We start from the raw sequence: 23,467 nt of genomic DNA, 5'->3' as shown, positions 1-23,467 counted from the left end.
CGTCCCATCGGCGGGGCCCGGGCGGTGCTGAGGCGTGCGCGCGGAAAATGTCGCAGGTCACCCGCGCGGCGGGCGCGATTCGAACGGGTTGTCCGAATTTGCCGCGGAATGTCCGCGGGCATTTCCTGGGTGCTGGCACCCAGGGGCGTCCTCGACGGCGAGGAGCGCGGCGGGGGTCAGCCCTCGACGTCGAGGTAGACCGGGGCGGCGGCGGCGCGGGTGCGCAGGCCGTCGGCCGTGCGCAGCGCGCGGCGGTGGTCGTCGAGCTGCTCGGCGGTGCGGCGCACCAGGTCGCGCTGGCGGTCGACGAGCGCGGCGGCGCGGGGCGCGAGCGCGAGCGGCAGGGAGCCGAGCCCGCGCGGCGTGCGCCAGGGTGCGGTGACCGCGGCGTCGGCGGCGTGCGCCGCGGCGCCCGCGTCGGCCCAGCCGGCCGCGGCCAGCAGGTGCTCCGCGCGGTCCGCGGCCGCCTCCATGTCGGCGAGCGCGCGCGCCCAGGCGGCCTCGCGGTCGCCGCTCGCGCCGCGCTCGCCCGCGTGCGCGTCGCGGTGCGGGCGCGCGTCGGCGTCCAGCGCGGTGCCCGCGTGCGCGCCCTCGACGGGCGCGAGCGCGTCAGCCGACACCGAGCACCCCGCCGGAGCCGGCGTCGGCGGTGTCGAAGGTCGGGGCGGTGCGCTGCGTCGGCACGTCCTTGGCCACGACGAGCGCGGCCTCGCGCCACGCCTCGGCGAGCGGCGCCACGAGCGCCCGGCACGCGACGACCCGCTCGGCGTCGCCGGCGGTGCTCGCGCCGATGAGCTCGGAGAGCAGGAACGTGTAGACCGACAGCAGGCGGTCGCCCCCGTCCCACTCCCCCACGTTCAGGTTCGCGATGAACTCCGCGACGATCTCCTGCGCGTGCGCGAGCTGCTGGGTGGCCTCGGCGCGCGCGCCGGAGCGCAGCGCCGCCTCCGCCCGGTCCAGGTCGAGCAGCAGGCGGTCGTACAGCATGGTGAGGAGCTTCGCCGGGCCCGCGGTGGCGACCGCGTCGGCGAGGTACCGGGTCCGGACGTCGTACACGACGGTCCTCCCTTGCGTGGGTGGGTGGCTCAGCTGGCGTTGTTCGCGTTCAGCTGCGCGAGCTGCTGGGACAGGAAGTTGGAGGTCGACTGCATCTGCGACATCGACACCTCCATCGCGGTGTAGATGCGCGTGAGGGACGCGCGGCGGGTGGCCAGGCGGTCGTCCCAGTCGGCGATCCGGTCGGCCAGGTCCGTGACCTCGCTCTGGTACGAGGTGATCTGGGCGGTCAGCGTGCCCTTGGTGCTGTCGGACGCCGCGGTGGCGGCCGTCTCGAGCGCGGCGGAAACGGCCTGCACCATCTTCTGCGCGGCGGCGGGGTCCTCCGTGTAGGCGGTGGTGAACGCCGCCTCGTCGAACGTGAAGGTCCCGTCGCGCCCGACGACGATGCCGACCGACGCGGGCGACTTCCCGTCGACCTCGATCGTCCCCGCGGCGAGGACGCTCTGCTGCAGCACCCGCACGGCGGTGTTGCCCGACAGCAGGCCGGCCTTGAGGATCGAGCCGCCGTCGGCGGCGGTGCCGGAGGTCGCCTTGGTGCGGTCGGCGATGTCGCCGAGCACGGCGTTGAGGTTGGTCACCAGGTTCGACGCGAGCTTGCTCATCGAGGCCGCGTTGCGGGCCACCGTGACGGTGACCTCCTCGGTGCCGGCCTTGCTGACCGTGAGGTCCACGCCGGTGAGCAGGCCCTTGAAGCTGTTGCTCGCGGAGGTGACCTCGGTCTGGCCCGGCGTCCCCGGCCACAGCGTGACCTTGGCGTCGGCCGCGGCGCGCAGCTCCTGGCCGGTCAGCGACGTGCCCTCGTTGGCGTTGGTCGCGGCGACCGTGAAGCCGTTGTCGGCGCCGGTGGCGGTGCCGGTGAGCTGCAGCTTGTAGACGGGGGCGTCGGCGGTGCCGACGTTCACGGCCGAGGCGGTGACGCCCGTGCCCTCGGCGTTGAACGCCGCGACGACGTCGCCGATGTGCGGGCTCGAGGCGACGATCGTCTTCGCCTCGCCGCCCACGGTGAGGGTGAAGCCCGGCTTGCCCGAGGTGTAGGAGCTCGGCAGCGTGTAGAGCGTCGACTGGGACGCGGCCAGCTTGTCGACGGTCAGCGTGAGGGAGGACGGCGAGGCGTCCTTCGACGTCACGGCGGTGACCGCGGTGGACGAGGCGGTGGCGGTCGTGGCCTGCCAGGACTCCGCCTTGAGGGCGGTCGTGGCGGCGGTGCCGAGCGAGGCGACCTTGGTGTTGAGCGACTGCAGGGCGGTGACGACGGACTGCAGCCCGGTGCGCTTGGACGCCAGCAGCTTCTGCTGGTTCCCCTCGACCGCGAGCAGCTGGTCGATGATCTCGCTGGTCTTCATGCCGCTGATCAGGCCGTCGATCCCGATGCTGCTCACCATGCTGGTCCGGTCCTCCCCGGGTCGTCGTGCGTCCAGGCCGGCGGGGCCGGCACGCGACAGGCGGTGGGTGGACGGTCGTCCACCCACCGCCTGTCAGGGTCGTGCGGTGCCCCCCGGCGTCACCACCGGGGGGCGACAGCTCACTGGAGGAGCTGCAGGACGCTCTGCGGCAGGTTCTTGGCCTGGGCGAGCATCGCGGTACCGGCCTGCGACAGGATCGAGGCGCGGGTGTAGCTGACCATCTCGGACGCCATGTCGGTGTCGCGGATGCGGCTCTCGGACGCGGTCAGGTTCTCCACCGCGACGTTGAGGTTGTTGATGGTGTGGTCGAAGCGGTTCTGGACCGCACCGAGGCCCGAACGGACCGAGGAGACCGAGGTGATGGCCGCGTCGATCAGGTCGATCGCCTCGTCCGCACCGGTGGCCTGCTTGAAGCCGATCTCCGTGGCGGCGACCTCGGCGGCCGTGCCCGTGGTGGCGGCACCGGTCAGGGTGATGCCGGTCGCCGTGGCGGCGGCCGTCGCGGCACCCGCACCGAACTTGGCGGTCAGCGCCGCGTTCAGGGCGGCCTCGGCACCGGCCGTGGTGGTCACGCCGGAGTAGTCGACCGACTTGAGGTCGAGCGACTTCGAGCCGATGGTGACGGTGCCGTTGAGCTCCTGGAACGCGGCGACGTTGTCACCCGTGAAGTCCGTGGCCGCGGCCAGGGTCTTCACACCCGCGGTGCCGGACTCGGCAGCCGTGGTGGTCGCCACCGTGGTGGCGTTGGTGGCGATGGCCGTGACGTCGACGTTCGCGACGCCCAGGCCGACGGCGCCGAGGCCCTGGCCGTTGCCGGTCTCGATCTTGACGTTGATCTTGTCCTGCGCCGAGGTGTTGGCGCCGACCTGGAACGAACCGTCGTAGTTGCCGTCCAGCAGCTTCTTGCCGTTGAACTGCGTGGTGTCCGCGATGCGGGTGAGCTCGGTCTTGAGCTCGGACAGCTCGTCCTGGATGTTGGACTTCGCGGTGTCGGACAGACCGCCCTCGTTGGACGCCTGGACGGACAGGGTCCGCATGCGCTGCAGGATGGAGTGCGTCTCGGTGAGCGCACCCTCAGCGGTCTGGACGACGGAGATGCCGTCCTGGGCGTTGCGCACGGCCTGGGTGGTGCCGCCGATCTGGGCGCGGAGGCCCTCGGAGATCGCCAGACCGGCCGCGTCGTCCGCCGCACGGTTGATGCGCAGGCCGCTCGACAGCTTCTCGAGGGACTTGCCCAGGTCGTTCTGCGTGGCGGAGAGGTTGCGGTACGCGTTCAGCGCCGCGATGTTGGTGTTGACGGAGAGCGCCATGGTTCTCTTCTTCCTTGATCGGGGTACTCGTGGCCCATCCGTGGGCTCACCCTTGAACTTCGACCGGCCGCGGCCGCGGCTGAGGGGTTCGGGCCGGTTCACCCGAAGGGGTCAACGCGGCCCGCTGACCTGCGGGTCCGTCGCCGCAGACGCCACGAGGCGCCGGCCGCGTGCTGCGGCCGGCGCCTCGGGGCGCGGTGTGAACGTGCTCTGCGGTGCGGCTCAGACCGCGGCGGGGGTGACCCGGTCGGCGCCGAACGGCGTCGGGACGGCGCGGGCCTCGTCGGCGCGGTGGCCGGCGGCGGTCATCGCGGCGCGCGAGGCGACCGCGGCGAAGTAGGTGCGGCGGCGGCGCTCGGCGACGCCGTCGGGCCGCTCGGCGACCGGGACCAGCTGCGGGTCGAGGCTCGCGTTGAGGCCGTCCTTCATGAGGGCGAGGCCCTCGGTGCGCAGCTGGCTGATCCGGGACTGGGTCACGCCCAGCTCGTCCGCCAGCTCGGCGACGGACCGGTCCTGCAGGAACAGGCCCTCGATCACGGTGCGCAGGCGGTCGGGCAGCGTCTCGACCGCGGCGCGCAGGTAGCGCAGGCGCTCGCCGATCAGCACGTTGTCCTCCGGGCCGGGCGCCTCGTCGCGGACCAGGTCGGCGACCGGGTGCACGGTGGCGTCCATCGACAGCACGCGGCGCTCCGCGTCCTGGCGGGCCTGGTCGACCGCGGCGACGTCGGTGCCGAGCGCGGACGCCACCTCCTCGCGGGTGGGCGTGCGGCCGAGCGTCGCGGTGAGGCGGTCGCTCGCGGCCGACATCTCGCGGGCGCGGTGCCGGGCGCCGCGGGACGCCCAGTCCATCGAGCGGAGCTCGTCGATCAGGGCGCCGCGGATGCGCAGCGCGGCGTAGCGCGGGAAGGGGACGCCCGTCTCCGGGTCGTACGCGCGGGCGGCGAGCACCAGCGCGAGGTGGCCGGCGGACACGAGGTCGTCGCGGCTGACGGTGGCGGGGACCCGCGAGAGGACCTCGCTCACGTGGTAGCCCACGAGGGGCATGTGCGCGACGACGAGGTCGTCGGCGGCGGGAGTGGCTGCAGAGCTGTTCACGTTCCGGTTCTCGGCGGGGGTGAAACCCGCCTTGAGCCTTTGTTCTGAAGTTCCTGAGGACCCGATCTATGCGACTTCCGCGGCCATTTCGGACGTTCCGGAAAGACAAATCGGACATCCGCTGACATAGTTCCGGGCGAAGTTGAGGAGTTGTGACGCACGTCACAGCACGGACATCGCTGTCCCGTCAGGCAGGCCCACTGACCAGTCAGTTCAACCGAGGGTGAACACCGGGCGGCGCCGGGCGACGACGAGGTGTCCGGTTTCTGCTCAGGACCCCCCGCCCGGGCCCGATAGGGAAGGCACCAGCCCGGTCGGCCACCCGCCGCGGGCGGGAACCGACCGCACCACCGCCGCTTCGAAGGGGGACAGACCCGATGGCCCTGAGCCAGCTGTCCGACGTCCTGTGGACCGAGCGCCGACTGCTCGAGCTGCTGCTGTTCAAGCTCGAGGAGGAGCAGCTCGTGCTCACCAGCGGGCGCACGCGGTGGCTGGCGCACGCCACGCGGGAGGTCGAGACCGTGCTGGACCAGATCCGGGACGCCGAGCTCGGCCGCTCCGTCGAGGCGGACGCCGTCGCCCTCGAGCTCGGGCTGGAGCCCGGCGCCACGCTGCGCACGCTCGCCGAGCACGCGCCCGCCCCCTGGGACGACCTGCTGCACGCGCACCGCGACGCCTTCGTGCAGCTGACCACCGAGATCGCCCAGCTCGCCGACGGCAACCGCGAGCTGCTCGCCATGTCGCACCGGGCCACGCAGGAGACGCTCATGTCCCTGCAGGAGTCCGTCCAGACCTACGACCCGCAGGGTCACACCACCGCCGAGGCCGACCGCAGCGCACAGCTGCTCGACCGGTCGTTCTGACGAACCGCGAGGAAGAGGACCCGTGAGCACGTTCTCCGGACTGGGCACCGCCCTCAGCTCCCTGATCGCCCAGCGCCAGGCGCTCGAGGTGTCGGGGCAGAACATCGCCAACGCCAACACCGTGGGCTACACCCGGCAGCGCGCCGCCATGGCCTCCCTGCCGGCCGCCACCGTGCCGTCGATGTTCTCCACCACGGACGGCGTCGGCATCGGCACCGCCGTCACCGGCATCGAGCGGCTCGGCGACGTCTTCCTGGACGCCCGGCTGCGCAACGAGACCTCCGGCGCGTCGCGGCTGGCGGCGATCGCCACCGAGTACGACACCCTCGAGGCGACCATCGGCGAGCCGTCGAAGACGGGCTTCTCCGTCGACCTCAAGAACTTCTGGACCTCGTGGTCCGACGTCGCCAACAGCCCCGACTCCGCGTCGAACCGCGCGGTGCTGCTCGAGCGCGGCAAGGCCGTCGCCGACCGCGTCGCCACGCTGTACCAGGACGTCGCCACCCAGTGGGACCAGGCGCGGACCACGACGGCGGCGCTCGTCACCCAGGTCAACACGACGGCGACCAACGTGGCCGACCTCAACACGCGCATCCTCGCGATCACGAACGCGGGCGGCTCCGCCAACGAGCTGATGGACCAGCGCGACCAGCTCGTCACGTCGCTGTCCTCGCTCGTCGGCGCGACCACCCGCACCAACGACGACGGCAGCGTCGACGTCATGGTCGCGGGCAACGCGCTCGTCTCCGGCAGCTCCGCCAACGCGCTCGCGATCGGCGCGGGCAGCGCGGCGTCCTTCGGGGACGCGGTGTCGGGCGGCCAGGGCGTCAGCATCGTGTGGGCCCGCAGCGGCAACGCCGCCGGGCTGGAGGGCGGGCGCGTCGCCGGCCTGCTCACCGCGCTCGGCCCGGCCGAGGACGGCGGCGTGCTGGCGAGCGCCGGCGCCTCGCTCAACGCCATGGCGACGACGATCGCCGGCCAGGTGAACGCGATCCACCGCACCGCCGCCACCGCGGACGGCACGACCGGCGCCGACTTCTTCGCGATCGACGCCACCCGGCCCGCGGCGCTCGGCCTGTCCGTCGCGGTCACCGACCCGTCGGGCGTCGCGGTCGCGGCGCCGGGCCAGGGCAGCCTGGACGGCAGCGTCGGGGAGCAGGTCGCCGCGCTCGCCAAGGCCACCGACGGCCCGGACTCCCGGTGGTCCGCGTTCGTCGTCGACCTCGGCGTGAAGTCCGCGTCGGCCGCCTCGCGCGCCACCGTCGCCGAGGCCGCCCGGTCGACCGCGGAGGCCGCGCAGCTCGCGCAGACCTCCGTCGACACCGACGAGGAGACGGTCAACATGCTGGCCTTCCAGCGCGCCTACGAGGGCGCTGCCCGCGTCCTGACGGCCGTGGACGAGATGCTCGACACGCTGATCAACCGGACGGGGGTGGTGGGCCGATGACCGCGATCGGACGCGTCACGCAGCTGACGGTGCGGAACTCGACGCTGGGCAACCTGCAGGCCAACCTGCACAAGATGTCGCAGCTGCAGACGCAGATGTCCTCGGGCGTGAAGATCAACCGCGCCTCCGACGACCCGTCCGGCACCGCCGACGTCCTCAAGATCCAGGGCGACCAGAAGCTCCTCGCGCAGTACGACCGCAACGCGGCCGACGGCGAGGCCTGGCTGGTCACCGTCGACAGCGCGCTCACGACCTCGCTGGCGAACCTGCGCAAGGTCCGCGACCTCACCGTCCAGGGCGGCAACGGCGCCCTCGGCAGCACCTCGCGCGAGGCGCTCGCGCAGGAGATCTCCGGCCTCAAGGACGCCCTGCTCGCCCAGGCGAACACGTCCTACCTCGGCCGCCCGGTGTTCGCGGGCACCGTCGCGGCGCCGGCCTTCGGCGCGGGCGACGACCCCGCCGGCGCCTACGACTACAAGGGCGTCGACGGCGCCACGGTCACCCGGACCGTCGCCAGCGGCACCACGGTCCGCGTGGACTCCGACGGCGCCGCGGTGTTCGGCACCGGCGACGAGTCGGTGTTCGCCCTGCTCGACGGCATCGTCGCCACCCTGCGGGCCGGCGGCGACCCGTCCGACCAGCTCGACGCCGTCGACGACCGGCTGGACGCCATGACGACCGAGCTGTCGTCGGTCGGCGCGCGGCAGAACCAGGTCGACTCCGCGCAGTCCCTCATCGCGGAGAACACCATCACCGCCAAGACCCGCCTGGGCGCCATCCAGGACGTCGACCTCGCGCAGATCATCCTCGACCTCCAGTCGCAGGAGGTCGCGTACCAGGGCGCCCTGGGCGCCGCCGCCAAGGTCCTGCAGCCGACTCTCCTGGAGTTCCTCCGATGACCGCCGAGCTGGCCGACGCCCCGCGTCGCACCCACCTGCCCGAGCACCTGCACCTGCGCGCGCCCATGCCGGGCCTCGCGGGCTACGACGACTTCACGCTCACCCCGCTCGACGACGCCGGCGTGCTCTACGCGCTGCGCGCCGAGCCGGTGGGCGCCCGCCCCGTGCGGCTGTTCGTCGTCGACCCCGACGCGTTCTTCCCGGACTACGCGCCGGCGATCGACGGCGACGTGCTCGCCTCGATCGGCGCGGACCGCGACCGGGCCGTGCGCCTGGTCGTCGTCCGGCCCGCCGACGGCGGGGAGCCGCCGACCGCGAACCTGCTCGCCCCCCTGGTCGTCGACCCGGCGAGCGGCGCGGCCGTGCAGACCGTCCTCACCGAGGACTGGCCGCTGCGGGCGCCGCTCGCGCCGGCCGCCTGACGGCCGCACCCGCCGCTCCGCCCGCCCGCCCGCTCGCAGCCCGACCCGATCAGGAGATCGTCATGACCTCGACCCTCGGCATGTCCTCCGGGTCCCCCCGCGCCGCGAGCGGTAGCCCCATCCCCATCGGCGGCGGCGAGACCACGGTCCTGCGCCAGCCCGTCGTGCACCACGACCGGTCCGTCTACGGCTACGCCGTGCGCGTGCTGGTCAGCGGCCCGACCGGCGCGTCGCTGCCGGACGAGTCGACCGAGCAGGCCGTCGAGGCCGCCTACCGCCGGCTCGACCTCGCGGGGCTCGCGGGCGACAAGCCCGTGCTGCTGCGCGCGACGTCCGGGCTGCTCGCCGGCACCGCGGCCGTCTGGTACGACGCCGACCGGCTGATGCTCGAGGTCACCCCGGCGGTCGCCCGCCGGGCCGACGTCGACGAGCTGCTCGCCGCCGCCCTCGAGCGCGGCAGCCGGCTCGCCCTCGCGGACTACGACGGCTCCGCCGCCCAGGACCGCCTGCTCGACCGCGTCTCCGTCGTGAAGGTCGACCTGCAGCGCGGGCCGGACCACTGCGCCGAGCTCGTCTCCCGTGCGCACGCCGCCGGCGCGACCGTGGTCGCCGAGCACGTCGACACCACGGAGCGGCTCGAGGTCGCCCAGTCCGTCGGCGCCGACCTGCTCCAGGGCCCGATGTTCCACCGCGACCCGCCGGTCACCCGGCGGTCGTTCTCCGCCGGCGAGCTGCAGTGCCTCGAGCTGCTGCGCCTGCTGTCCGCGGAGCAGGTCGACCAGCAGGCCGTGGTGCGGACCGTCGCGTCCGACCCCGAGCTGTCCATGCGCGTGCTGCACCTCGTGAACTCCTCGGCGTTCGGGCTGCGGCGCGAGATCGACTCGGTGCTGCAGGCCGTCGTCCTCGTCGGGCCGCGCCAGCTGCACGCGCTCGCGATCGCCTCGCTGATCGACGCCAAGCCGGCGTCGGTCGGCACGCTGTGGTCGATCCTCACCCGCGCGATGACCTGCCACACCCTCGCCGGGGACGACGCCGGCTACACGGTCGGGCTGCTGTCGGCCGTCGCCGCCCAGATGGGCATCGACCTCACCGAGCTCGTGTCGCGCACCGGCGTCTCCGACGCCCTGTCCGGGGCGCTGCTCCGGCGCGAGGGCCGCCTCGGCCAGGTGCTCGCCGCCGTGCTCGCGCACGAGGAGAACGACACCGCGGGCGTGACCGCGGCGGGCCTGGAGCCCTGGGACGTCGCGCACGCGTACCTGGCGGCGGTCCCGAGCGCCCTGGCGACGGCGACGGCGCTGGCCTTCGGCGAGTAGCCCCTCCCCGCCCCGCGCTCCCGCACTCCCGCACTCCCCGCCCCCGCGCTCCCGCACTCCCTCCCCGGCAGAGCCGCCGAGCTTGCAGTTCCTGCGGGGTTCGACCCGGTCGAACCCCGCAGGAAGTGCAAGCTCGGCGAGCGCGCGGCGAGCGCGGCGGGCGCACGGCGAGCGCGCGGCGGGCGCGCGGCGGGCGCGCGGCGGGCGCGTCCCGGGCGGGGCGGCAGCAACTAGGGTGGACCCGTGCCGTCGTTCATCCACCTCGCCCTGCGGCCGGAGAGCCGCAAGCCCGCCCCGGAGCCGGTGCCGGTGAGCATGCGGCCGGTGTTCCTGGTCGGGATCGGCGCGTGGTCGATCGCGTTCGTCGTCGCGCTCGTGCTCTGGCTGACCGACGCCGCCGCGCCGCACGGCGTCTGGACCTGCGTCGTGGGAGCCGCGCTCGGCGTGGTCGGTCTCGCCTGGACGCGGCGGCGCCCCGGCCGCTGAGCCACCCCGGCCGCCGACGACCCGGTCGCGCCGGCCGCTGCGTGCCCGCGCCGGCCGGGCGACCGACCTACACCGGGTCCGACCCCGCCGCCTCGGCGGCCGCCCGCGCCGCCGCGGCCCGCGCCCGGGTCCGTCCGGTGGCGTGCTCGGACCACCGCGGCACGGTCGCCGCCAGCGCCCCGGCCGCGAGCAGCCCCGCCGCGCCCATGGTGACGATGCCGGCGGCCAGGCTGCCCGCCGCCGCGACCGCGGAGACCGCCAGCGGGCCGGCCGCCGCGCCGGAGTCCTGGAACACCCGCCACACGCCGAGGAACTGCGCCCGGTGCTCCGGCGGGGCCACGTCGGCGCCGAGCGTCATGAGGATCCCCGACCCGATCCCGTTGCCGAACCCCATGACCATCGCGACGACCGCGAGGCCGGTGAGCGTCGAGGTCAGCGGCAGCACGGCGATCGCCCCGCCGAGCACCAGCATCGACGGCACGGCCACCCACAGCCGGCCGCGCCGGTCCATCACCCGGCCGGCCGGGTAGAACAGCAGCATGTCGACGGCGCCCGAGACGCCGAACACCAGGCTGGTCGTCGCCGGCGCGAACCCGAGGTGCTCGGACCACAGCGGCAGCACGACGCCCCGTGTCGCCCGCACGGCCCCGACCAGCACGACCGCGACGCCCAGCGTCGCGAGCAGCCGCCGGTGCCGGCGGACGAGCGCCGCGGTGGACACCCGCGGGCGGTCGCGCGCGGCCGGGCGGCGGTCGTCCACGTCGCCCGCCAGGCCGACGACGAGGGCCGCGGCGACGGTCGTCCCGACGGCGAGCCAGAACACGGCGCGCAGGTCGGCGACGTGCAGCACGGCGGCGCCGAGGAACGGCCCGAGGAACACGCCGATCCGCGACACCCCGCCGAGCGTCGACAGGGCCCGGGCGCGGTTGACGACCGGCACCACCTCCGTGAGGTACGCCTGCCGCGCGAGGTGGAACACCGCCGAGGCGGCGCCGGTCAGCAGGACGCCGACCGCCAGCACGGCCAGGCCCGGCGCGACCGCGGCGATCGCGAGGGCCACGCACGCCACGGCCGCCGCGACGAGCATCGCGCGCCGGTCGCCGACCCGGGCGGCGAGCGCCCCGGCGGGCACGTCGCCCAGGATCTGCCCGACGCCGAGCAGCGCCACGACGAGCGCGGCCTGGTCGAGCCCGGCGCCCATCCCGGCGGCGACCAGGGCGACCACCGGGACGACCGCACCGAGCCCCGTCTCGAACAGCAGGGCGGGCAGGTAGGCCGAGGTGAGCAGGCTGCGGGTCATCGGCCGTCCATCATGCCCCCGCCGTCGGCGACCTGCTCCACGGCGAGCTCGGCGGCCCGCCCCGGTTCGACGAGCACCAGCTCGACCGCGTGCCGCAGCCGCCACGAGCCCGCCGCCTGCGCGAGCCCGCGCGCGAGGCCGGCCAGGTGGGTGGCGTGCACGATCGCGTCGGCGCCGGTGCCGTCCACCCACCAGTCGACCGGCACCCCGTCGACCCGGAGGGACTCGTGCTCGATCCAGGTGTCCGGCGCGCCCGCCAGCAGCGTCCCGACCGCCTCGGGCGTCGACGACAGCACCCCCGGGTCCGCGCCCTCGCGCTCGTCGACCAGACCGTCCGCGAGGTCCCCCGCGAGCGGCACGCCGAGCGCGTCGGCCAGGTCCTCGGCGTCGACCGGACCGGCCACGGGCACCAGCGCGGCGACGTCGGCGCGCTGCCACCACATGGGCGCGGGCGCGACCGCCGCGTCCTCGGCGCGCACCAGCGCGACCCGGTCCGGGCCGACCAGCGCGGGCAGCACGTCGAGCCCGGGCAGCGCGTCGGGGTCCGCGGCCGCGAGGCGGGCCCAGGCCGCCCACACGGCGGCGGCGAGCGCGAGGTCGACGCGCCCGCCGACCGGCCCCGCGGCCCGCAGCACCCGGTTCCACTCGCCGGCCGGGACGTCCGCGAGCGCCGCGACGCCGCCGAGCGCCGACTGCGCCGCCGGGTCGAGACCCGCGACCTCGGCCGGGGCGGGCGGCAGCAGCCGGGCGACGGCGGGCTCGGCGCCGACGGCCGCGAAGGGTGCCTCCAGCGGCAGGCCGGACCGGTGCCGGAGCCACCACGCCGTGTACCCCGGGGCCGCGCGGCCGCCCGGGCCGCCCACCGTCCCGAGCAGGGCGTCCCGCAGCGGGCCGGGCTCCGCGAGGCGGGCCAGCACCGCGGGCCACGCGCCCGGGGCGACGGCGTCCAGGTCGGCGACGGCGAGCACCTCGGGCAGGGGCTCCTCCCCCGCGACCGGCGCGACGGCGGCGAGCCAGGCGTCCCAGCCGTCGAGGGCGTCGGCCACGAGGTCGGCGTCGTCCTCCCCGAGCCCGTCGAGCCCGGCGAGCCCGTCGACCTCGACGTCCGTCAGCCGCAGCGCCACCAGGTCCGCCCGGACGCCGACCGCGGCCAGGGTCGCCGCGCCCCAGCGCTCGACCGCGTCCGCGGCGACCGGGGCCAGCACCCGCGGGTCGAGCAGCCGCTCCGCGGGCGAGCCGGGCAGCACGAGGCCCTGCGCGGGCGTCGGCTCGCCGTCGGCCGCCCGCAGCGTGAGCAGCCCCAGCACGGCGCGCTCGACGGGCACGGGCTCGCCGTCCCGCCCGGCCGCACCGTCGGCCACGGCGGCGCGCACGAGGGCCAGGACCGCGTCGCTCACCTGCTCCGCGGTGTCGAGGTCGTCCTCGTCCGCCTGGTCGGCGACGGCCTGCCGGACGCCGGGGTGCGCCAGCAGCGCCGCCGGGTCGGCCGGCGTCGCGCCCAGCCGTTCCAGCAGGTCGTGCGCGGCGGCGGGGTGCACCAGCCGCACGCCCCACCGGCCCAGCACGGCCAGCGCGCGGGCCACCGCGCCGGTCGCGTCCTGCGCCCCGGCGGCCGGCAGCAGCAGGCCGCGGGCGCCCCGGACCACCCGGCCGTCCGCGAGCGGCACGGGCAGGGCGGCGAGCGCCTCGCGCACCAGCGGGTCGCCGGCGGCGGGCGCCAGCGCGGCGTACAGCGCGCGCCACCGGTCCGGGGGCAGGCCCGCGGCGGCCGGCAGCTCCGCGACGACCTCGGCGGCCTCGCGCACCTCGACGCCGAGCGCCCGCGCCGCGCCGAGGCCGCCCTCGGGCAGCACGACGAGGCCGGCGAACCACGGGGCGAGCGCCCGGGTCAGGTCCGCGGCGGACGGGCCGGCGAGCGCGACGGCGCGCTGCGGCTCGACGAGGGCGTCGCCGGCCCCGGCCCCGTCGGCGCGGGACGCGGGGTCGTCGGCCGTCGCGTCGCGGTCCTCGACGCCGGCGGCTCGGGGCGCGCGGTGGTCGGCCGGCGCGTCGGGGTCCCCGGGGCCGGCCGGGGCGGGCGTCGGGCCGGCGGCGAGGCCACGGGCCGCGGGCTCGAGCAGCGGCGTGCGGGACAGCGCCTCGACCAGCCGGCCGCGCAGCGCCGCGTCCAGGTCCCCCGCGGGCAGCCCGAGCGGCACCAGGCGGAGCGGGTCGTCCCCGTCGGCCGCGCAGGCGGCGGCGAGCCGCGCGTACACCTCGGCCGCGACGTCGAGGAGGGCGTCCGTCGCGGGGCCGCGGGCGACGTGCCGGCGGGTCGGGTCGAGCGGCACGGTGGCGACGAGCAGCGCCGGCAGGTCGAGCGGGTCGTCGGTGGGCGTGGGTGCGTGCAGCACGGGCTCCCACGCCGGACCGCCGACCGCGCGCGGCAGGGCCCAGGTGACCCGCCACCGGCGGCGGGACCGCTCCTCGACGGGCCGGTCCGCGACCAGCGCCGGGTCGAGCTCGCCCTCGACGGTGACCCGCAGCCAGCGCCGGTCGACGTCGGCCACCCGTCGGCGGTGCCCGGCCAGGTCGTCCTCGACCACGACCTCGGTCAGCCCGGGCAGCGCGAGCAGCAGCGGGTCACCGACCGCGGCCAGCATCGCGCGCACGGCGTCCACCGCGGCCTCGTCGCGCAGCGCGAGCACGACCGCGGTGTCGTAGCCCTCCGGCGGCCGGCCGTCGCCCTCCCGGGGCAGCCGCAGCGCGGGCAGCGACCCCTCGCGGCGGGCCACCTCCTCGGCGAGCCGCGGGGCGTCCAGCGCGGCGAGCGCGAGGTCGCCGCGCGTGCCGGACAGGGAGAACCGCACGGCCCCCGAGGTGGACAGCACCCGGACCTCGTCGGCGACCGCGCGCACCGCCGCGAACCCGACCCCGAACCGGCCGACGAGGCCCGGGCCCGCGGCGGTCCCGCCGGAACCCGGCCAGTCCCGGGAGGCCGACGCGCGCATCGCGGCCATCGACGCCACGCCGGCCGCGTCCAGCGGCGCCCCGGTGTTCGCGGCGACCAGCACGGCGGGCACGTCGCGCGCGCCGTCCCCGCCGCGGGCGTCCGCCGCGTCGGCGGGCGCCAGCCGGAGCAGCAGCCGCCCGGGCGTGCCCGCGCGCACCGCGGCGTCGGCGGCGTTCTGCGCGAGCTCGACGACCACGCGGTCGCGGTAGTACCCGCGGGCGTGGTCCTCCTCGGTGTTCGCGTCCTCGCGCAGGCGCGCCGGGTCGGCGCGCCACGTCCCCAGCACCCGCTCGCGCAGCGCGCGCGTGCCGAAGACGTCGGCGGTCACGACTCGGTCGCGTCCTCCGCCGGGGCCGCGTCCTGTGCCGGGGCCTCGCCCGCCGCGGACACCTCGACCTCGACCGTCACGGACTCGACCGTCACCGTCTCCACGGCGACCGGGGCCTCGGCGGTCCCGCCCGCGGCGACCTCCGCGCCCGCACCGGCCACCGCGACCTCGGCCGCCTCGGCGGGCTCCCCGAGCGGCTCGGCGGCGAGCGCCTCCCCGGCGGCGGCCGCACGGCCCCCGCCCGGCCCCGCGACGACCTCGGCCGTCGGGACGAGCACGAGGTCCCGCGCGACCGGCACGTCGGGCCACTCGGACGGCCGCGGCTCGACGTCGGTCTCGGAGTGCGCGCCGCAGCCGTGCTCGAGCGCGACGACCTTGCCGTCGTCGGGCGACCACTCGTTGACGCACACGCCGAACACGGTGCCGAGCGGCCCCTGCAGCGGCACGAGGAACCCGCAGCTCAGGCAGGGCTGGGCGGACGCGACGGCGCCGGCGGACGCGGGCCCCTGCGGGGAGCGGTACCAGCGCTCGGCCGCCTCGGCGATGCCGACGGGCGACAGCACCCGGTTGCGGGCCAGGGCCAGCTCGCCGATCGCGACCTCGTCGACCTCGGGGTCGCCGGTCGGGGTGAACCCGGGCTCGAGCCGCGGGTCGTCCGCGCGGAACGGCAGCACGTCGCCGGGGCCGATGTCGCCCGGGCGCAGACGCTCGTCCCACGGCACCCACGCGGGCGCGAGGACGGCGTCGTCGCCGGGCAGCAGCACGGCCTCGCAGACCGTCGCCCTGCGCGCGCGCGGCACGCGGGACAGCGTGACCGTCCACACCCAACCGCGGTAGCCCTTGGCGGTGCACGCGAACCGGTGGGAGACGAGGCGGTCGCCGTCGACGGTGTACCCGAGGTGCTCGCCGACGTCCTGCGGGTGCTCGGCGAGCTCGAGCGCGGCCTCGCGGGCGAGGTCGACGGCGCCGCCGAGCACGGCGTCCTGGGTCGCGGTCGCCATGCTCAGGCCTCGAGGTCGTCGGCGACGGCGCGCAGCAGGGTCGCGACCTGCTCGGCGCGGGACTTCTCCGGGCGGCGGCCGCGGCGCAGGTCGTTGCCGACCCGGTCGAGCACCTTGATGAGGTCCTCGACGATGACGGCCATGTCGTCGGCGGGCTTGCGCTGCACCGTGGCGACGGAGGGCACCGGGTCGAGCAGCTTGACCGCGAGCGCCTGCGGGCCGCGGCGGCCGTCGGCCACGCCGAAGTCCACCCGGGTGCCGGGCTTGGGCGTGCCGATCCCCGCGGGCAGCGCGGACGCGTGCAGGAACACCTCGGTGCCGTCGTCGGCGGCGATGAAGCCGAAGCCGCGATCGGTGTCGAACCACTTGACCTTGCCGGTGGGCACTGCGATCCCCTGTGCTCGTCGGAACTCGCGCGGCGTCTCGCCGCACGTCACCAGGCTACCGGTCGCGTCGCGCACGCAGCGTCCGCTCCGCCGTGGGCGGACCGCCGGCCGGCTCAGCCGAACGCGACCTCGCCCGCCCCGCCCGGCAGGGCCTGCAGGCGCGGCGTCGGCTGGTACACCGTGGCGAGCAGCGCCCGCGCCTCGCGCAGCGCGGTCAGGTAGACGAGCGAGACGTGCAGCGCGGAGTACGGCGACCGGATCGCCGGCACCTGCTCCTCGGCGATCGCGTCCAGGTAGGCGTCCAGCACGTCGCAGGCGGCGACGACCCGGGCGCTCGGCTGCGAGCGGTGCAGCTCGGGGTCGAGCTCGGCCACCGGGACGTCGAGCAGCTCGGAGACGATCCGCACGAGCGCCTCGGTGGACGCCTCCAGCGGGTCCTGCGGGGCGAGGATCTCGGCGGCGCGGGTGCGGGCCAGCGCCATCAGCGGGATCTCGTCGTCGTGGTGCCCCGCCGTGGCGAGGACCTCGAGGATCAGCATCGCGCGGAACCGCTCGCGGCCGAGCAGCACGAGCGCCTGGTGCAGGTTCCGCACGGTGCGGCCGGCGCCCGACACGGAGTTGACGACCCGGAACACCTTGAGCGCGATCGCGGGGTCGGCGGCGGTGAGCCGGGCGAGGCGCCGGTAGGACACCTGCGCGTCGCCGAGCTGGACGAGGAGCCGCCCGGCGACCATCGCGTGGTGCGCCAGCGCGGGCCGGGTCAGCACCGTGGGCCGGCGGAAGTGGTAGCCCTGGAACAGGTCGAAGCCCGCCTCCTGGGCGGCGAGGAAGTCGGTCTCGTCCTCGACGTGCTCGGCGACCAGCGCGGCGTGCGGGGCGACGGCGCGCAGCTCGTCCGCGAACGCGGCCAGCCGGTCGCCGACGTCGGACATGTCGACCTTGACGTAGTCGCACAGCGGCAGCAGGTCCCAGCGCTGGTCGTCGGGGACGAAGTCGTCCAGCGCGATGCCGAACCCGAGCCGGCGCAGCCGCTCGACGCCGGCCACGACCTCCTCGTCGGCCGGGACGTTCTCGAGCACCTCGAGCACGACGCGGTGCGGGTCGAGCGCCAGCGGCAGCTCGTCGACGATGAACGACCGCGGGACGTTGACGAACAGGTCGCCGTTGCCGGCGAGGTCCTCGACGCCGAACTCGGTGAGCGTGGCGACGATGACCGTCGCGGTCGCGCGGTTGTCGTCGATCCCGGGGCGCACGCCCGACTCGACCGCGTCGGCGCTCGCGCGGAACAGCAGCTCGTGCCCGATGGGCCGGCTCAGCACGTCGTAGATGCCCTGCCGCGCGACGCACACCTCGCGCGTCGCCTGGGGCAGGTGCCCCGCCGTGATCGACATGCGTGTCCTCCGCTCGAGCGCGCACGGCGCCCGGCCGACGGGCGCGTCGAGACCTGTCATCGGCACCCACGGCCGCGACCTGAGCCCTCGGGGCGGGTGGAGCCGCAGATCAGGCGCGGGTCGGCCCCGCCGTCACCCCTCCGCCAGCCGGTCGAGCGCGAGCGCGGCGAGCACCGCGGGCCCGACCGCGAGCGCCCCGTCCTCGAACCGGGCGTGCGCCGAGTGGTTGTACGGCGCGGTGCGCGGGTCGGCGTCCGCGAGCGTGGCGCCGACGCCCAGGTACGTGCCCGGCACCTGCTGGAGCACGTACGAGAAGTCCTCGGAGCCGGCGAGCGGCTGCGCCGCGGTGACGTACGCGCGGTCCCCGAACGTGCCGGCCACCAGGCGCGCCAGCCGCTCGACCTCCTCGGGCCGGTTGGACGTGACCGGGTACCCCCGCTGGTAGTCGACGGTGGCGGACAGCCCGTGCGCGGCGGCGACCCCCTCGCACACCCGGGTCAGCCGCTCGGGCACGACGCCGTGCACCGCCTCGGAGAAGGTGCGGACGGTCGCCTCGAGGCGCGCGTCGGCGGGGATGACGTTGTCGGTGGTGCCGGCCTCGATCCGCCCGACGGTGACCACGACCGGGTCGAACACGTCGAACTGCCGGGTCACCATCGCCTGCAGCGCGAGCACGATCTCGGCGGCGACCGGCACCGGGTCCTGCGCGAGGTGCGGCATCGAGCCGTGGCCGCCGCGGCCGTGCACCGTGACGTGCACGGTGTCCGCGGCGGCGAGCAGGGTGCCGGGCCGGCTGGTGACGGCGCCGGTCGGCAGGATCGCGGACAGCACGTGCAGACCGTACGCGGCCACGACCCGCTCGCCCGCGGCGTCCAGCACGCCCTCCTCGATCATCAGGCGCGCGCCGTGGTCGCCCTCCTCCCCCGGCTGGAACATCAGGACGACGGAGCCCGCGAGCTCGTCCCGCCGGGCGGCCAGCAGCCGGGCGGCGGCCACCAGGCCCGCGACGTGCAGGTCGTGGCCGCACGCGTGCATCGCGCCGGGCACCTCGCTGGCGAACGGCTCGCCGGACTCCTCGGCCACCGGCAGCGCGTCCATGTCGGCGCGCAGCAGCACCGCGGGCCCGGGCCGGGCGCCGCGCAGCACGGCGGTCACCGACGACAGCGCGGTGCCGGTCGTGACCTCCAGGCCGAGCGGCTCGAGCGCCTCCAGGACCAGCGCCTGCGTGCGCGGCAGGTGCAGGCCCACCTCGGGGGTGCGGTGCAGGGCGTGCCGCAGCGCGGCGGTCTCCGGCAGCAGGGCTCGCGCGTCGGCGCGCAGCCCGTCGAGCACGGGGTCGAGCGGCATGGCGGACCTCCCGGGCGGTGCGTCCTCGCAGGACGACCGTACCCCCGGCGCCGCGCCGGCGCGGGGCGACCCTCGCGCGCGGCCCCGCGCCCCGGCCCGCGCCCGGTCCGGGCCCGGCCGCGCCGCCCCGCGGCGACCCCGCGGAACGTATCGTGGTGCGGATGGCCACGTTCAGCGAGCACCTGCGCGGCAGGTCGGACGAGGAGCTGGTGCGCCTGCTGCTGCGGCGCCCCGACCTGGCGCACCCCTCGCCCGCCACGCTCGCCTCCCTCGCCGCCCGCGCCACCAGCCGCCCGAGCCTGGACCGCGCGCTCGCCGGCGTGGACGCCGCGGTGCTGCAGGCGGTCGAGGCGGTGGTCGCGCTGCTCGCCGGGTCCACCGACCCCGCCGGCGGCGTGCGCGCCCGCGACGTGGTCGCCGCCGTGGGCGCGTCCCGCGCGGACGCCCCGGCGGTGCGCGCGGCGCTGGCCACCGCGACCGACCTCGCGCTGCTGCACCCCGTCGGCGGGCGCGCGTCGGACCCGGTGCTGCGCCCGGCGCCCGGCGTCGCGGAGCTGCTGGGCCCGGCGACCGCGGGGCTCGCCGCCCCCGCGCCGCACGACCCCGACCCCGCCGCCGTACCGGGCCTGCTCGCCGCCGCCCCGGCGGCCGGCCGAGCGGTGCTGGACGCGCTGACCTGGGGCCCGCCCGTCGGCGTGCGCCCGGCGGCCGGCGCCGCGGCCGAGGCGGTCACCGAGCTGCTCCGCGCCGGCCTGCTCGCCCGGGCCGACGAGCGGCACGTCGTGCTGCCCCGGACCGTCGCGCTCGCCCTGCGCGACGGTCGCACCCACCGCGCCCCTGCGTCGCCCCCCGCGCCGGAGGACCTGCCCCGCCGGGACGCCGCGCTGGTCGAGGCGGAGCACGCCGCGGCGGCCGAGCGCGTCGTGCGGCTGGTCGCCGGCCTCATCCGGCTGTGGGGCCGGACGCCGCCGCCGGTGCTGCGGGCGGGTGGGCTCGGCGTCCGCGACCTGCGCCGCACCGCGGTCGCCCTGGAGGTCACCGAGGCCGAGGCGGCGTTCGTCGTCGAGCTCGCGGGCGTCGGCGCCCTGGTCCGCGACGACGGCGAGGAGTCCCCGCACCACGTCCCGACGACCGTGGCGGACGAGTGGCTCGCGCTCGACCTCCCCGGCCGCTGGGCCCGGCTCGCGACCTGGTGGGCCGCGACCCCGCGCACGCCCTCGCTGGTCGGCACGCGCGACGAGCGCGGCTCCGTGCGCCCGGCGCTGGGCCCCGACCTCGGCCGGCCGTGGTCGCCGCGGCTGCGCCAGGCCGTGCTCGGGCTGCTCGCCGAGGCCGGTCCCGGCGCCGCGCCGGACGCCCCCGCGGTGCGGGAGGGCCTGGCGTGGCGGACCCCGCGGTCCGTGCCGCCGCTCGACGCGGTCGCCGCGGTGCTGCGCGAGGCGGGCTGGCTGGGCGTGCTCGGCGCGGGCGCGCTGGCGACGGCCGGCCGCGCGCTGCTCGGGGACGCCGACCCGCGGCCCGCGCTGGCCGAGGGGCTCGCCGCGGCGCTGCCCCCGGCCGTCGACGACCTGCTGCTCCAGGCCGACCTCACCGGGATCGTGCCGGGGCGGCCGAGCCAGGACCTGGAGGCGCTGGTCGACCGCGCCGCCCGGGTGGAGTCCCGCGGCGGCGCCGTCACCGTCCGGTTCACGCCGGAGTCGGTGCGGGACGCGCTGGACGCCGGGTCGACCGCCGACGACCTGCTCGCCGAGCTCGCGTCGCACGCCCGCGGCGGCGTGCCGCAGCCGCTGGAGTACCTGGTCCGCGACGCCGCCCGCCGGCACGGGCGGCTCCGCGCCGGCGCCGCGTCGTCCTACGTCCGGACCGAGGACCCCGCGCTGCTCGCCGGGCTGGCCGAGGACCCGCGGCACGCCGACCTCGGGCTGGTCCGGCTGGCGCCGACCGTGCTCGCCGCGCAGGCGCCGCTGCACGAGCTGCTCGCCGCGCTGCGCGCGCACGGGCTGGCCCCGGTGGCCGAGACGCCCGACGGCCAGGTGCTGCACGCCGCTCCGACGCTGCGGCGCGTGGCGGCGGCCCGTCCGCGGTTCGCCGCGGACGACGCGGGGCGCGGGGCGGTGCCGCCGGCCGAGCGCGCGGCGGCCCTGGTGGGCGTGCTGCGCCGCGCCGAGGAGGCCCGGGCCGCGGGCGGGTCGACGGGCGGGGCGGGCGCGGTCGTGCGCGCCGCGGCGGCGGAGGCGGCCGCGCCCCGGGCCGACGGCGCCCCCACGCTGCGCGACCGCGCGTCCGGCGTCGCCGCCGCCACGGCCGCCGCGCGCGCGGCCGGACCCCGCACCGGCCCGCGCCCCTCGCGGGGAACAGCCGACCCCGCGGAGGCGTTGGGGATGCTGCGCGAGGCGGCCGCGGGCCACACCGAGGTGTGGCTGGACGTGGTCGGCTCGCGCGGCGCCCTGGAGCGGCGGCGAGTCCTGCCGGTCCGGGTCGACGGCGGACGGGTGCGCGTGGTGGACACCGCCCGGGACGCCGAGATCGTGGTCGCGGCCCACCGCGTCGCCGCGGTCACCCCGGTCGACGCGGCGGGCACCCAGCCGCCCGACGACGACGCAGCAGCAGCCGACCCCCGGGAGACGGACACCGCATGACCGACGGACCCCTGATCGTCCAGAGCGACAAGACCCTCCTGCTCGAGGTCGACCACGACCAGGCCGAGGCCTGCCGCCGCGCGATCGCCCCGTTCGCGGAGCTCGAGCGTGCGCCCGAGCACGTGCACACCTACCGGCTGACCCCGCTGGGCCTGTGGAACGCCCGCGCCGCCGGCCACGACGCCGAGCAGGTCGTCGACACCCTGCTCGAGTACTCGCGCTACCCGGTGCCGCACGCCCTGCTGGTCGACGTCGCGGAGACGATGTCCCGGTACGGGCGGCTGCAGCTCGTCGCGCACCCGGTGCACGGGCTGGTGCTGCACGCCCTCGACGCCGCGGTGCTGGCCGAGGTGCTGCGCTCCAAGCGCACCGCCGGGCTGGTCGGCGAGCGGATCGACGACACCGACGTCGTGGTGCACGCCTCCGAGCGCGGCACGCTGAAGCAGGCGCTGCTGAAGCTCGGCTGGCCGGCGGAGGACCTCGCCGGCTACGTCGACGGCGAGGCGCACCCCATCGACCTGGACACCTCCGGCGAGTCGGACCTCGGCACCGACGGCGCCCCGCGCCCGTGGCAGCTGCGGCCGTACCAGGCCGAGGCCGCGGACGGGTTCTGGCACGGCGGCTCCGGCGTCGTGGTGCTGCCCTGCGGCGCCGGCAAGACCCTGGTCGGCGCGGCCGCCATGGCCCGGTCGAAGACCACGACGCTCATCCTCGTCACCAACACCGTGTCCGCGCGGCAGTGGCGCGACGAGCTGATCCGCCGCACCTCGCTGACCCCGGACGAGATCGGCGAGTACTCGGGCTCCCGCAAGGAGATCCGGCCGGTGACGATCGCGACCTACCAGGTGCTCACGCTCAAGCGGAAGGGCGTCTACCCGCACCTGGAGCTGCTCGACGCCCGCGACTGGGGCCTCATCGTCTACGACGAGGTGCACCTGCTCCCGGCGCCGATCTTCCGGATGACCGCCGACCTGCAGGCGCGCCGCCGCCTCGGCCTCACCGCCACCCTGGTGCGCGAGGACGGCCGCGAGGACGAGGTGTTCAGCCTGATCGGCCCGAAGCGGTACGACGCCCCGTGGAAGGACATCGAGGCGCAGGGCTACATCGCGCCCGCCGACTGCGTCGAGGTGCGGCTGACCCTGCCCGAGCGGGACCGGATGCTGTACGCGACGGCCGAGCCCGAGGACAAGTACCGCCTCGCGGCCAGCGCCCCGGGCAAGACCGAGGTCGTGAAGCGGCTGGTGGCGCAGCACCGCGGCGAGCCGCTGCTGGTGATCGGCCAGTACATCGACCAGCTCGAGGAGCTGGCCGCCGACATCGACGCGCCCGTCATCACCGGGTCGACGAGCGTGACCGAGCGACAGCGGCTGTTCGACGCGTTCCGCGCCGGGGAGATCTCGACGCTCGTGGTGTCCAAGGTCGCGAACTTCTCGATCGACCTGCCCGAGGCGTCCGTCGCCATCCAGGTGTCGGGGTCGTTCGGCTCCCGCCAGGAGGAGGCCCAGCGCCTCGGCCGGCTGCTGCGCCCCAAGGGCGACGGCCGCACGGCGCACTTCTACGCCGTGGTCGCGCGGGACACCGTCGACCAGGACTTCGCGGCGCACCGGCAGCGGTTCCTGGCCGAGCAGGGCTACGCCTACCGGATCGTCGACGCCGAGGACCTGGAGCAGGCGACGGAGGAGCCGGCCTGAGCCGCACACCCCGACCGCGCGGCGGATCCACCCGCACGGACACACCCGGCGCGCTCGTCCGGGTGGATCCACCCGACCTGACGGCCCGCCCGGGA

General features: G+C 76.8%; 19 protein-coding genes. 8 read left to right on the top strand and 11 right to left on the bottom strand.

The features are described 5' to 3' along the window. Positions 1 to 176: 176 nt before the first annotated feature. From Cpa01nite_RS04370 to Cpa01nite_RS04350, 5 genes are all read right to left on the bottom strand, one after another. Positions 177 to 620: a hypothetical protein gene (locus tag Cpa01nite_RS04370; RefSeq protein WP_203667519.1), complete on the bottom strand. Its 444-nt coding sequence runs from the start codon at positions 618 to 620 to the stop codon at positions 177 to 179. Then, entirely contained in the window at positions 610 to 1,056 is a 447-nt protein-coding gene (locus Cpa01nite_RS04365; RefSeq protein WP_203667518.1) for a flagellar export chaperone FliS, read from the bottom strand. The genes Cpa01nite_RS04370 and Cpa01nite_RS04365 overlap by 11 nt, the downstream gene beginning before the upstream one ends. Before the next feature lie 29 nt (positions 1,057 to 1,085). After that, positions 1,086 to 2,441, bottom strand: a complete 1,356-nt coding sequence (fliD, locus tag Cpa01nite_RS04360) for a flagellar filament capping protein FliD (RefSeq protein WP_203667517.1) — start codon at positions 2,439 to 2,441, stop codon at positions 1,086 to 1,088. 140 nt (positions 2,442 to 2,581) lie between these two features. Continuing rightward, positions 2,582 to 3,772 (bottom strand): flagellin N-terminal helical domain-containing protein, encoded by a 1,191-nt coding sequence (locus Cpa01nite_RS04355; protein ID WP_203667516.1) that lies wholly within the window; start codon positions 3,770 to 3,772, stop codon positions 2,582 to 2,584. A gap of 222 nt (positions 3,773 to 3,994) precedes the next feature. Next, positions 3,995 to 4,867, bottom strand: a complete 873-nt coding sequence (locus Cpa01nite_RS04350) for a sigma-70 family RNA polymerase sigma factor (RefSeq protein WP_239068516.1) — start codon at positions 4,865 to 4,867, stop codon at positions 3,995 to 3,997. A gap of 377 nt (positions 4,868 to 5,244) precedes the next feature. Between Cpa01nite_RS04350 and flgN the strand changes: the two genes are divergently transcribed. The 6 genes from flgN to Cpa01nite_RS04320 all read left to right on the top strand — a co-directional run bounded on the left by flgN (position 5,245) and on the right by Cpa01nite_RS04320 (position 10,297). Then, the gene (flgN, locus tag Cpa01nite_RS04345; RefSeq protein WP_203667515.1) at positions 5,245 to 5,730 is read left to right on the top strand and encodes a flagellar export chaperone FlgN; all 486 of its coding nucleotides are present in this window, start codon (positions 5,245 to 5,247) and stop codon (positions 5,728 to 5,730) included. Between the two features lie 22 nt (positions 5,731 to 5,752). Further along, positions 5,753 to 7,177, top strand: a complete 1,425-nt coding sequence (flgK, locus tag Cpa01nite_RS04340) for a flagellar hook-associated protein FlgK (RefSeq protein ID WP_203667514.1) — start codon at positions 5,753 to 5,755, stop codon at positions 7,175 to 7,177. Then, a complete protein-coding gene (gene flgL, locus Cpa01nite_RS04335) occupies positions 7,174 to 8,076 on the top strand; it encodes a flagellar hook-associated protein FlgL (RefSeq protein ID WP_203667513.1) in 903 nt (300 codons plus the stop codon). The genes flgK and flgL overlap by 4 nt, the downstream gene beginning before the upstream one ends. Further along, complete coding sequence (locus tag Cpa01nite_RS04330; RefSeq protein WP_203667512.1) at positions 8,073 to 8,498, top strand: flagellar assembly protein FliW; 426 nt, start codon at positions 8,073 to 8,075, stop codon at positions 8,496 to 8,498. Before flgL ends, Cpa01nite_RS04330 begins: the two co-directional genes overlap by 4 nt. A gap of 62 nt (positions 8,499 to 8,560) precedes the next feature. Beyond that, complete coding sequence (locus Cpa01nite_RS04325) at positions 8,561 to 9,811, top strand: EAL and HDOD domain-containing protein (protein WP_203667511.1); 1,251 nt, start codon at positions 8,561 to 8,563, stop codon at positions 9,809 to 9,811. A 243-nt stretch (positions 9,812 to 10,054) separates the two neighbouring features. Next, complete coding sequence (locus Cpa01nite_RS04320; protein ID WP_203667510.1) at positions 10,055 to 10,297, top strand: DUF2530 domain-containing protein; 243 nt, start codon at positions 10,055 to 10,057, stop codon at positions 10,295 to 10,297. Positions 10,298 to 10,364: 67 nt separating this feature from the next. Here the strand turns inward: Cpa01nite_RS04320 and Cpa01nite_RS04315 are convergent, their stop codons facing one another. The 6 genes from Cpa01nite_RS04315 to Cpa01nite_RS04290 all read right to left on the bottom strand — a co-directional run bounded on the left by Cpa01nite_RS04315 (position 10,365) and on the right by Cpa01nite_RS04290 (position 19,042). Further along, the gene (locus tag Cpa01nite_RS04315; RefSeq protein ID WP_203667509.1) at positions 10,365 to 11,597 is read right to left on the bottom strand and encodes an MFS transporter; all 1,233 of its coding nucleotides are present in this window, start codon (positions 11,595 to 11,597) and stop codon (positions 10,365 to 10,367) included. Beyond that, entirely contained in the window at positions 11,594 to 14,917 is a 3,324-nt protein-coding gene (locus Cpa01nite_RS04310) for a sacsin N-terminal ATP-binding-like domain-containing protein (protein WP_203667508.1), read from the bottom strand. The genes Cpa01nite_RS04315 and Cpa01nite_RS04310 overlap by 4 nt, the downstream gene beginning before the upstream one ends. Then, positions 14,914 to 15,918 carry a DUF3027 domain-containing protein gene (locus tag Cpa01nite_RS04305; protein WP_203667507.1) on the bottom strand — a complete coding sequence of 335 codons (1,005 nt, stop codon included), beginning with the start codon at positions 15,916 to 15,918 and terminating at the stop codon, positions 14,914 to 14,916. Before Cpa01nite_RS04305 ends, Cpa01nite_RS04310 begins: the two co-directional genes overlap by 4 nt. Positions 15,919 to 15,920: 2 nt before the next feature. After that, positions 15,921 to 16,304: a cold-shock protein gene (locus Cpa01nite_RS04300; RefSeq protein ID WP_203667506.1), complete on the bottom strand. Its 384-nt coding sequence runs from the start codon at positions 16,302 to 16,304 to the stop codon at positions 15,921 to 15,923. A 113-nt stretch (positions 16,305 to 16,417) separates the two neighbouring features. Beyond that, positions 16,418 to 17,695 carry an EAL and HDOD domain-containing protein gene (locus Cpa01nite_RS04295; RefSeq protein WP_203667505.1) on the bottom strand — a complete coding sequence of 426 codons (1,278 nt, stop codon included), beginning with the start codon at positions 17,693 to 17,695 and terminating at the stop codon, positions 16,418 to 16,420. A gap of 132 nt (positions 17,696 to 17,827) precedes the next feature. Next, a complete protein-coding gene (locus Cpa01nite_RS04290) occupies positions 17,828 to 19,042 on the bottom strand; it encodes a M20 metallopeptidase family protein (protein ID WP_203667504.1) in 1,215 nt (404 codons plus the stop codon). A gap of 161 nt (positions 19,043 to 19,203) precedes the next feature. Between Cpa01nite_RS04290 and Cpa01nite_RS04285 the strand changes: the two genes are divergently transcribed. Together Cpa01nite_RS04285 and Cpa01nite_RS04280 are read left to right on the top strand one after the other, a co-directional pair. Next, positions 19,204 to 21,681 carry a helicase-associated domain-containing protein gene (locus Cpa01nite_RS04285; protein ID WP_203667503.1) on the top strand — a complete coding sequence of 826 codons (2,478 nt, stop codon included), beginning with the start codon at positions 19,204 to 19,206 and terminating at the stop codon, positions 21,679 to 21,681. Further along, entirely contained in the window at positions 21,678 to 23,372 is a 1,695-nt protein-coding gene (locus Cpa01nite_RS04280; protein WP_203667502.1) for a DNA repair helicase XPB, read from the top strand. Before Cpa01nite_RS04285 ends, Cpa01nite_RS04280 begins: the two co-directional genes overlap by 4 nt. Positions 23,373 to 23,467 lie beyond the last annotated feature (95 nt).

It is taken from the genome of Cellulomonas pakistanensis, from assembly GCF_016862755.1.
Classification (GTDB): Bacteria; Actinomycetota; Actinomycetes; order Actinomycetales; family Cellulomonadaceae; genus Cellulomonas; species Cellulomonas pakistanensis.
Note: the sequence above shows the minus strand (reverse complement) of the source record. Positions and strands in the feature narration are given on the sequence as shown.

Coding starts and splice junctions, on each gene's coding strand:
- fliD (WP_203667517.1), bottom strand. CDS start 2,441: ATGGTGAGCAGCATCGGGATCGACGGCCTGATCAGCGGCATGAAGACC.
- Cpa01nite_RS04355 (WP_203667516.1), bottom strand. CDS start 3,772: ATGGCGCTCTCCGTCAACACCAACATCGCGGCGCTGAACGCGTACCGC.
- flgN (WP_203667515.1), top strand. CDS start 5,245: ATGGCCCTGAGCCAGCTGTCCGACGTCCTGTGGACCGAGCGCCGACTG.
- flgL (WP_203667513.1), top strand. CDS start 7,174: ATGACCGCGATCGGACGCGTCACGCAGCTGACGGTGCGGAACTCGACG.
- Cpa01nite_RS04330 (WP_203667512.1), top strand. CDS start 8,073: ATGACCGCCGAGCTGGCCGACGCCCCGCGTCGCACCCACCTGCCCGAG.
- Cpa01nite_RS04325 (WP_203667511.1), top strand. CDS start 8,561: ATGACCTCGACCCTCGGCATGTCCTCCGGGTCCCCCCGCGCCGCGAGC.
- Cpa01nite_RS04315 (WP_203667509.1), bottom strand. CDS start 11,597: ATGACCCGCAGCCTGCTCACCTCGGCCTACCTGCCCGCCCTGCTGTTC.
- Cpa01nite_RS04305 (WP_203667507.1), bottom strand. CDS start 15,918: ATGGCGACCGCGACCCAGGACGCCGTGCTCGGCGGCGCCGTCGACCTC.
- Cpa01nite_RS04295 (WP_203667505.1), bottom strand. CDS start 17,695: ATGTCGATCACGGCGGGGCACCTGCCCCAGGCGACGCGCGAGGTGTGC.
- Cpa01nite_RS04290 (WP_203667504.1), bottom strand. CDS start 19,042: ATGCCGCTCGACCCCGTGCTCGACGGGCTGCGCGCCGACGCGCGAGCC.
- Cpa01nite_RS04285 (WP_203667503.1), top strand. CDS start 19,204: ATGGCCACGTTCAGCGAGCACCTGCGCGGCAGGTCGGACGAGGAGCTG.
- Cpa01nite_RS04280 (WP_203667502.1), top strand. CDS start 21,678: ATGACCGACGGACCCCTGATCGTCCAGAGCGACAAGACCCTCCTGCTC.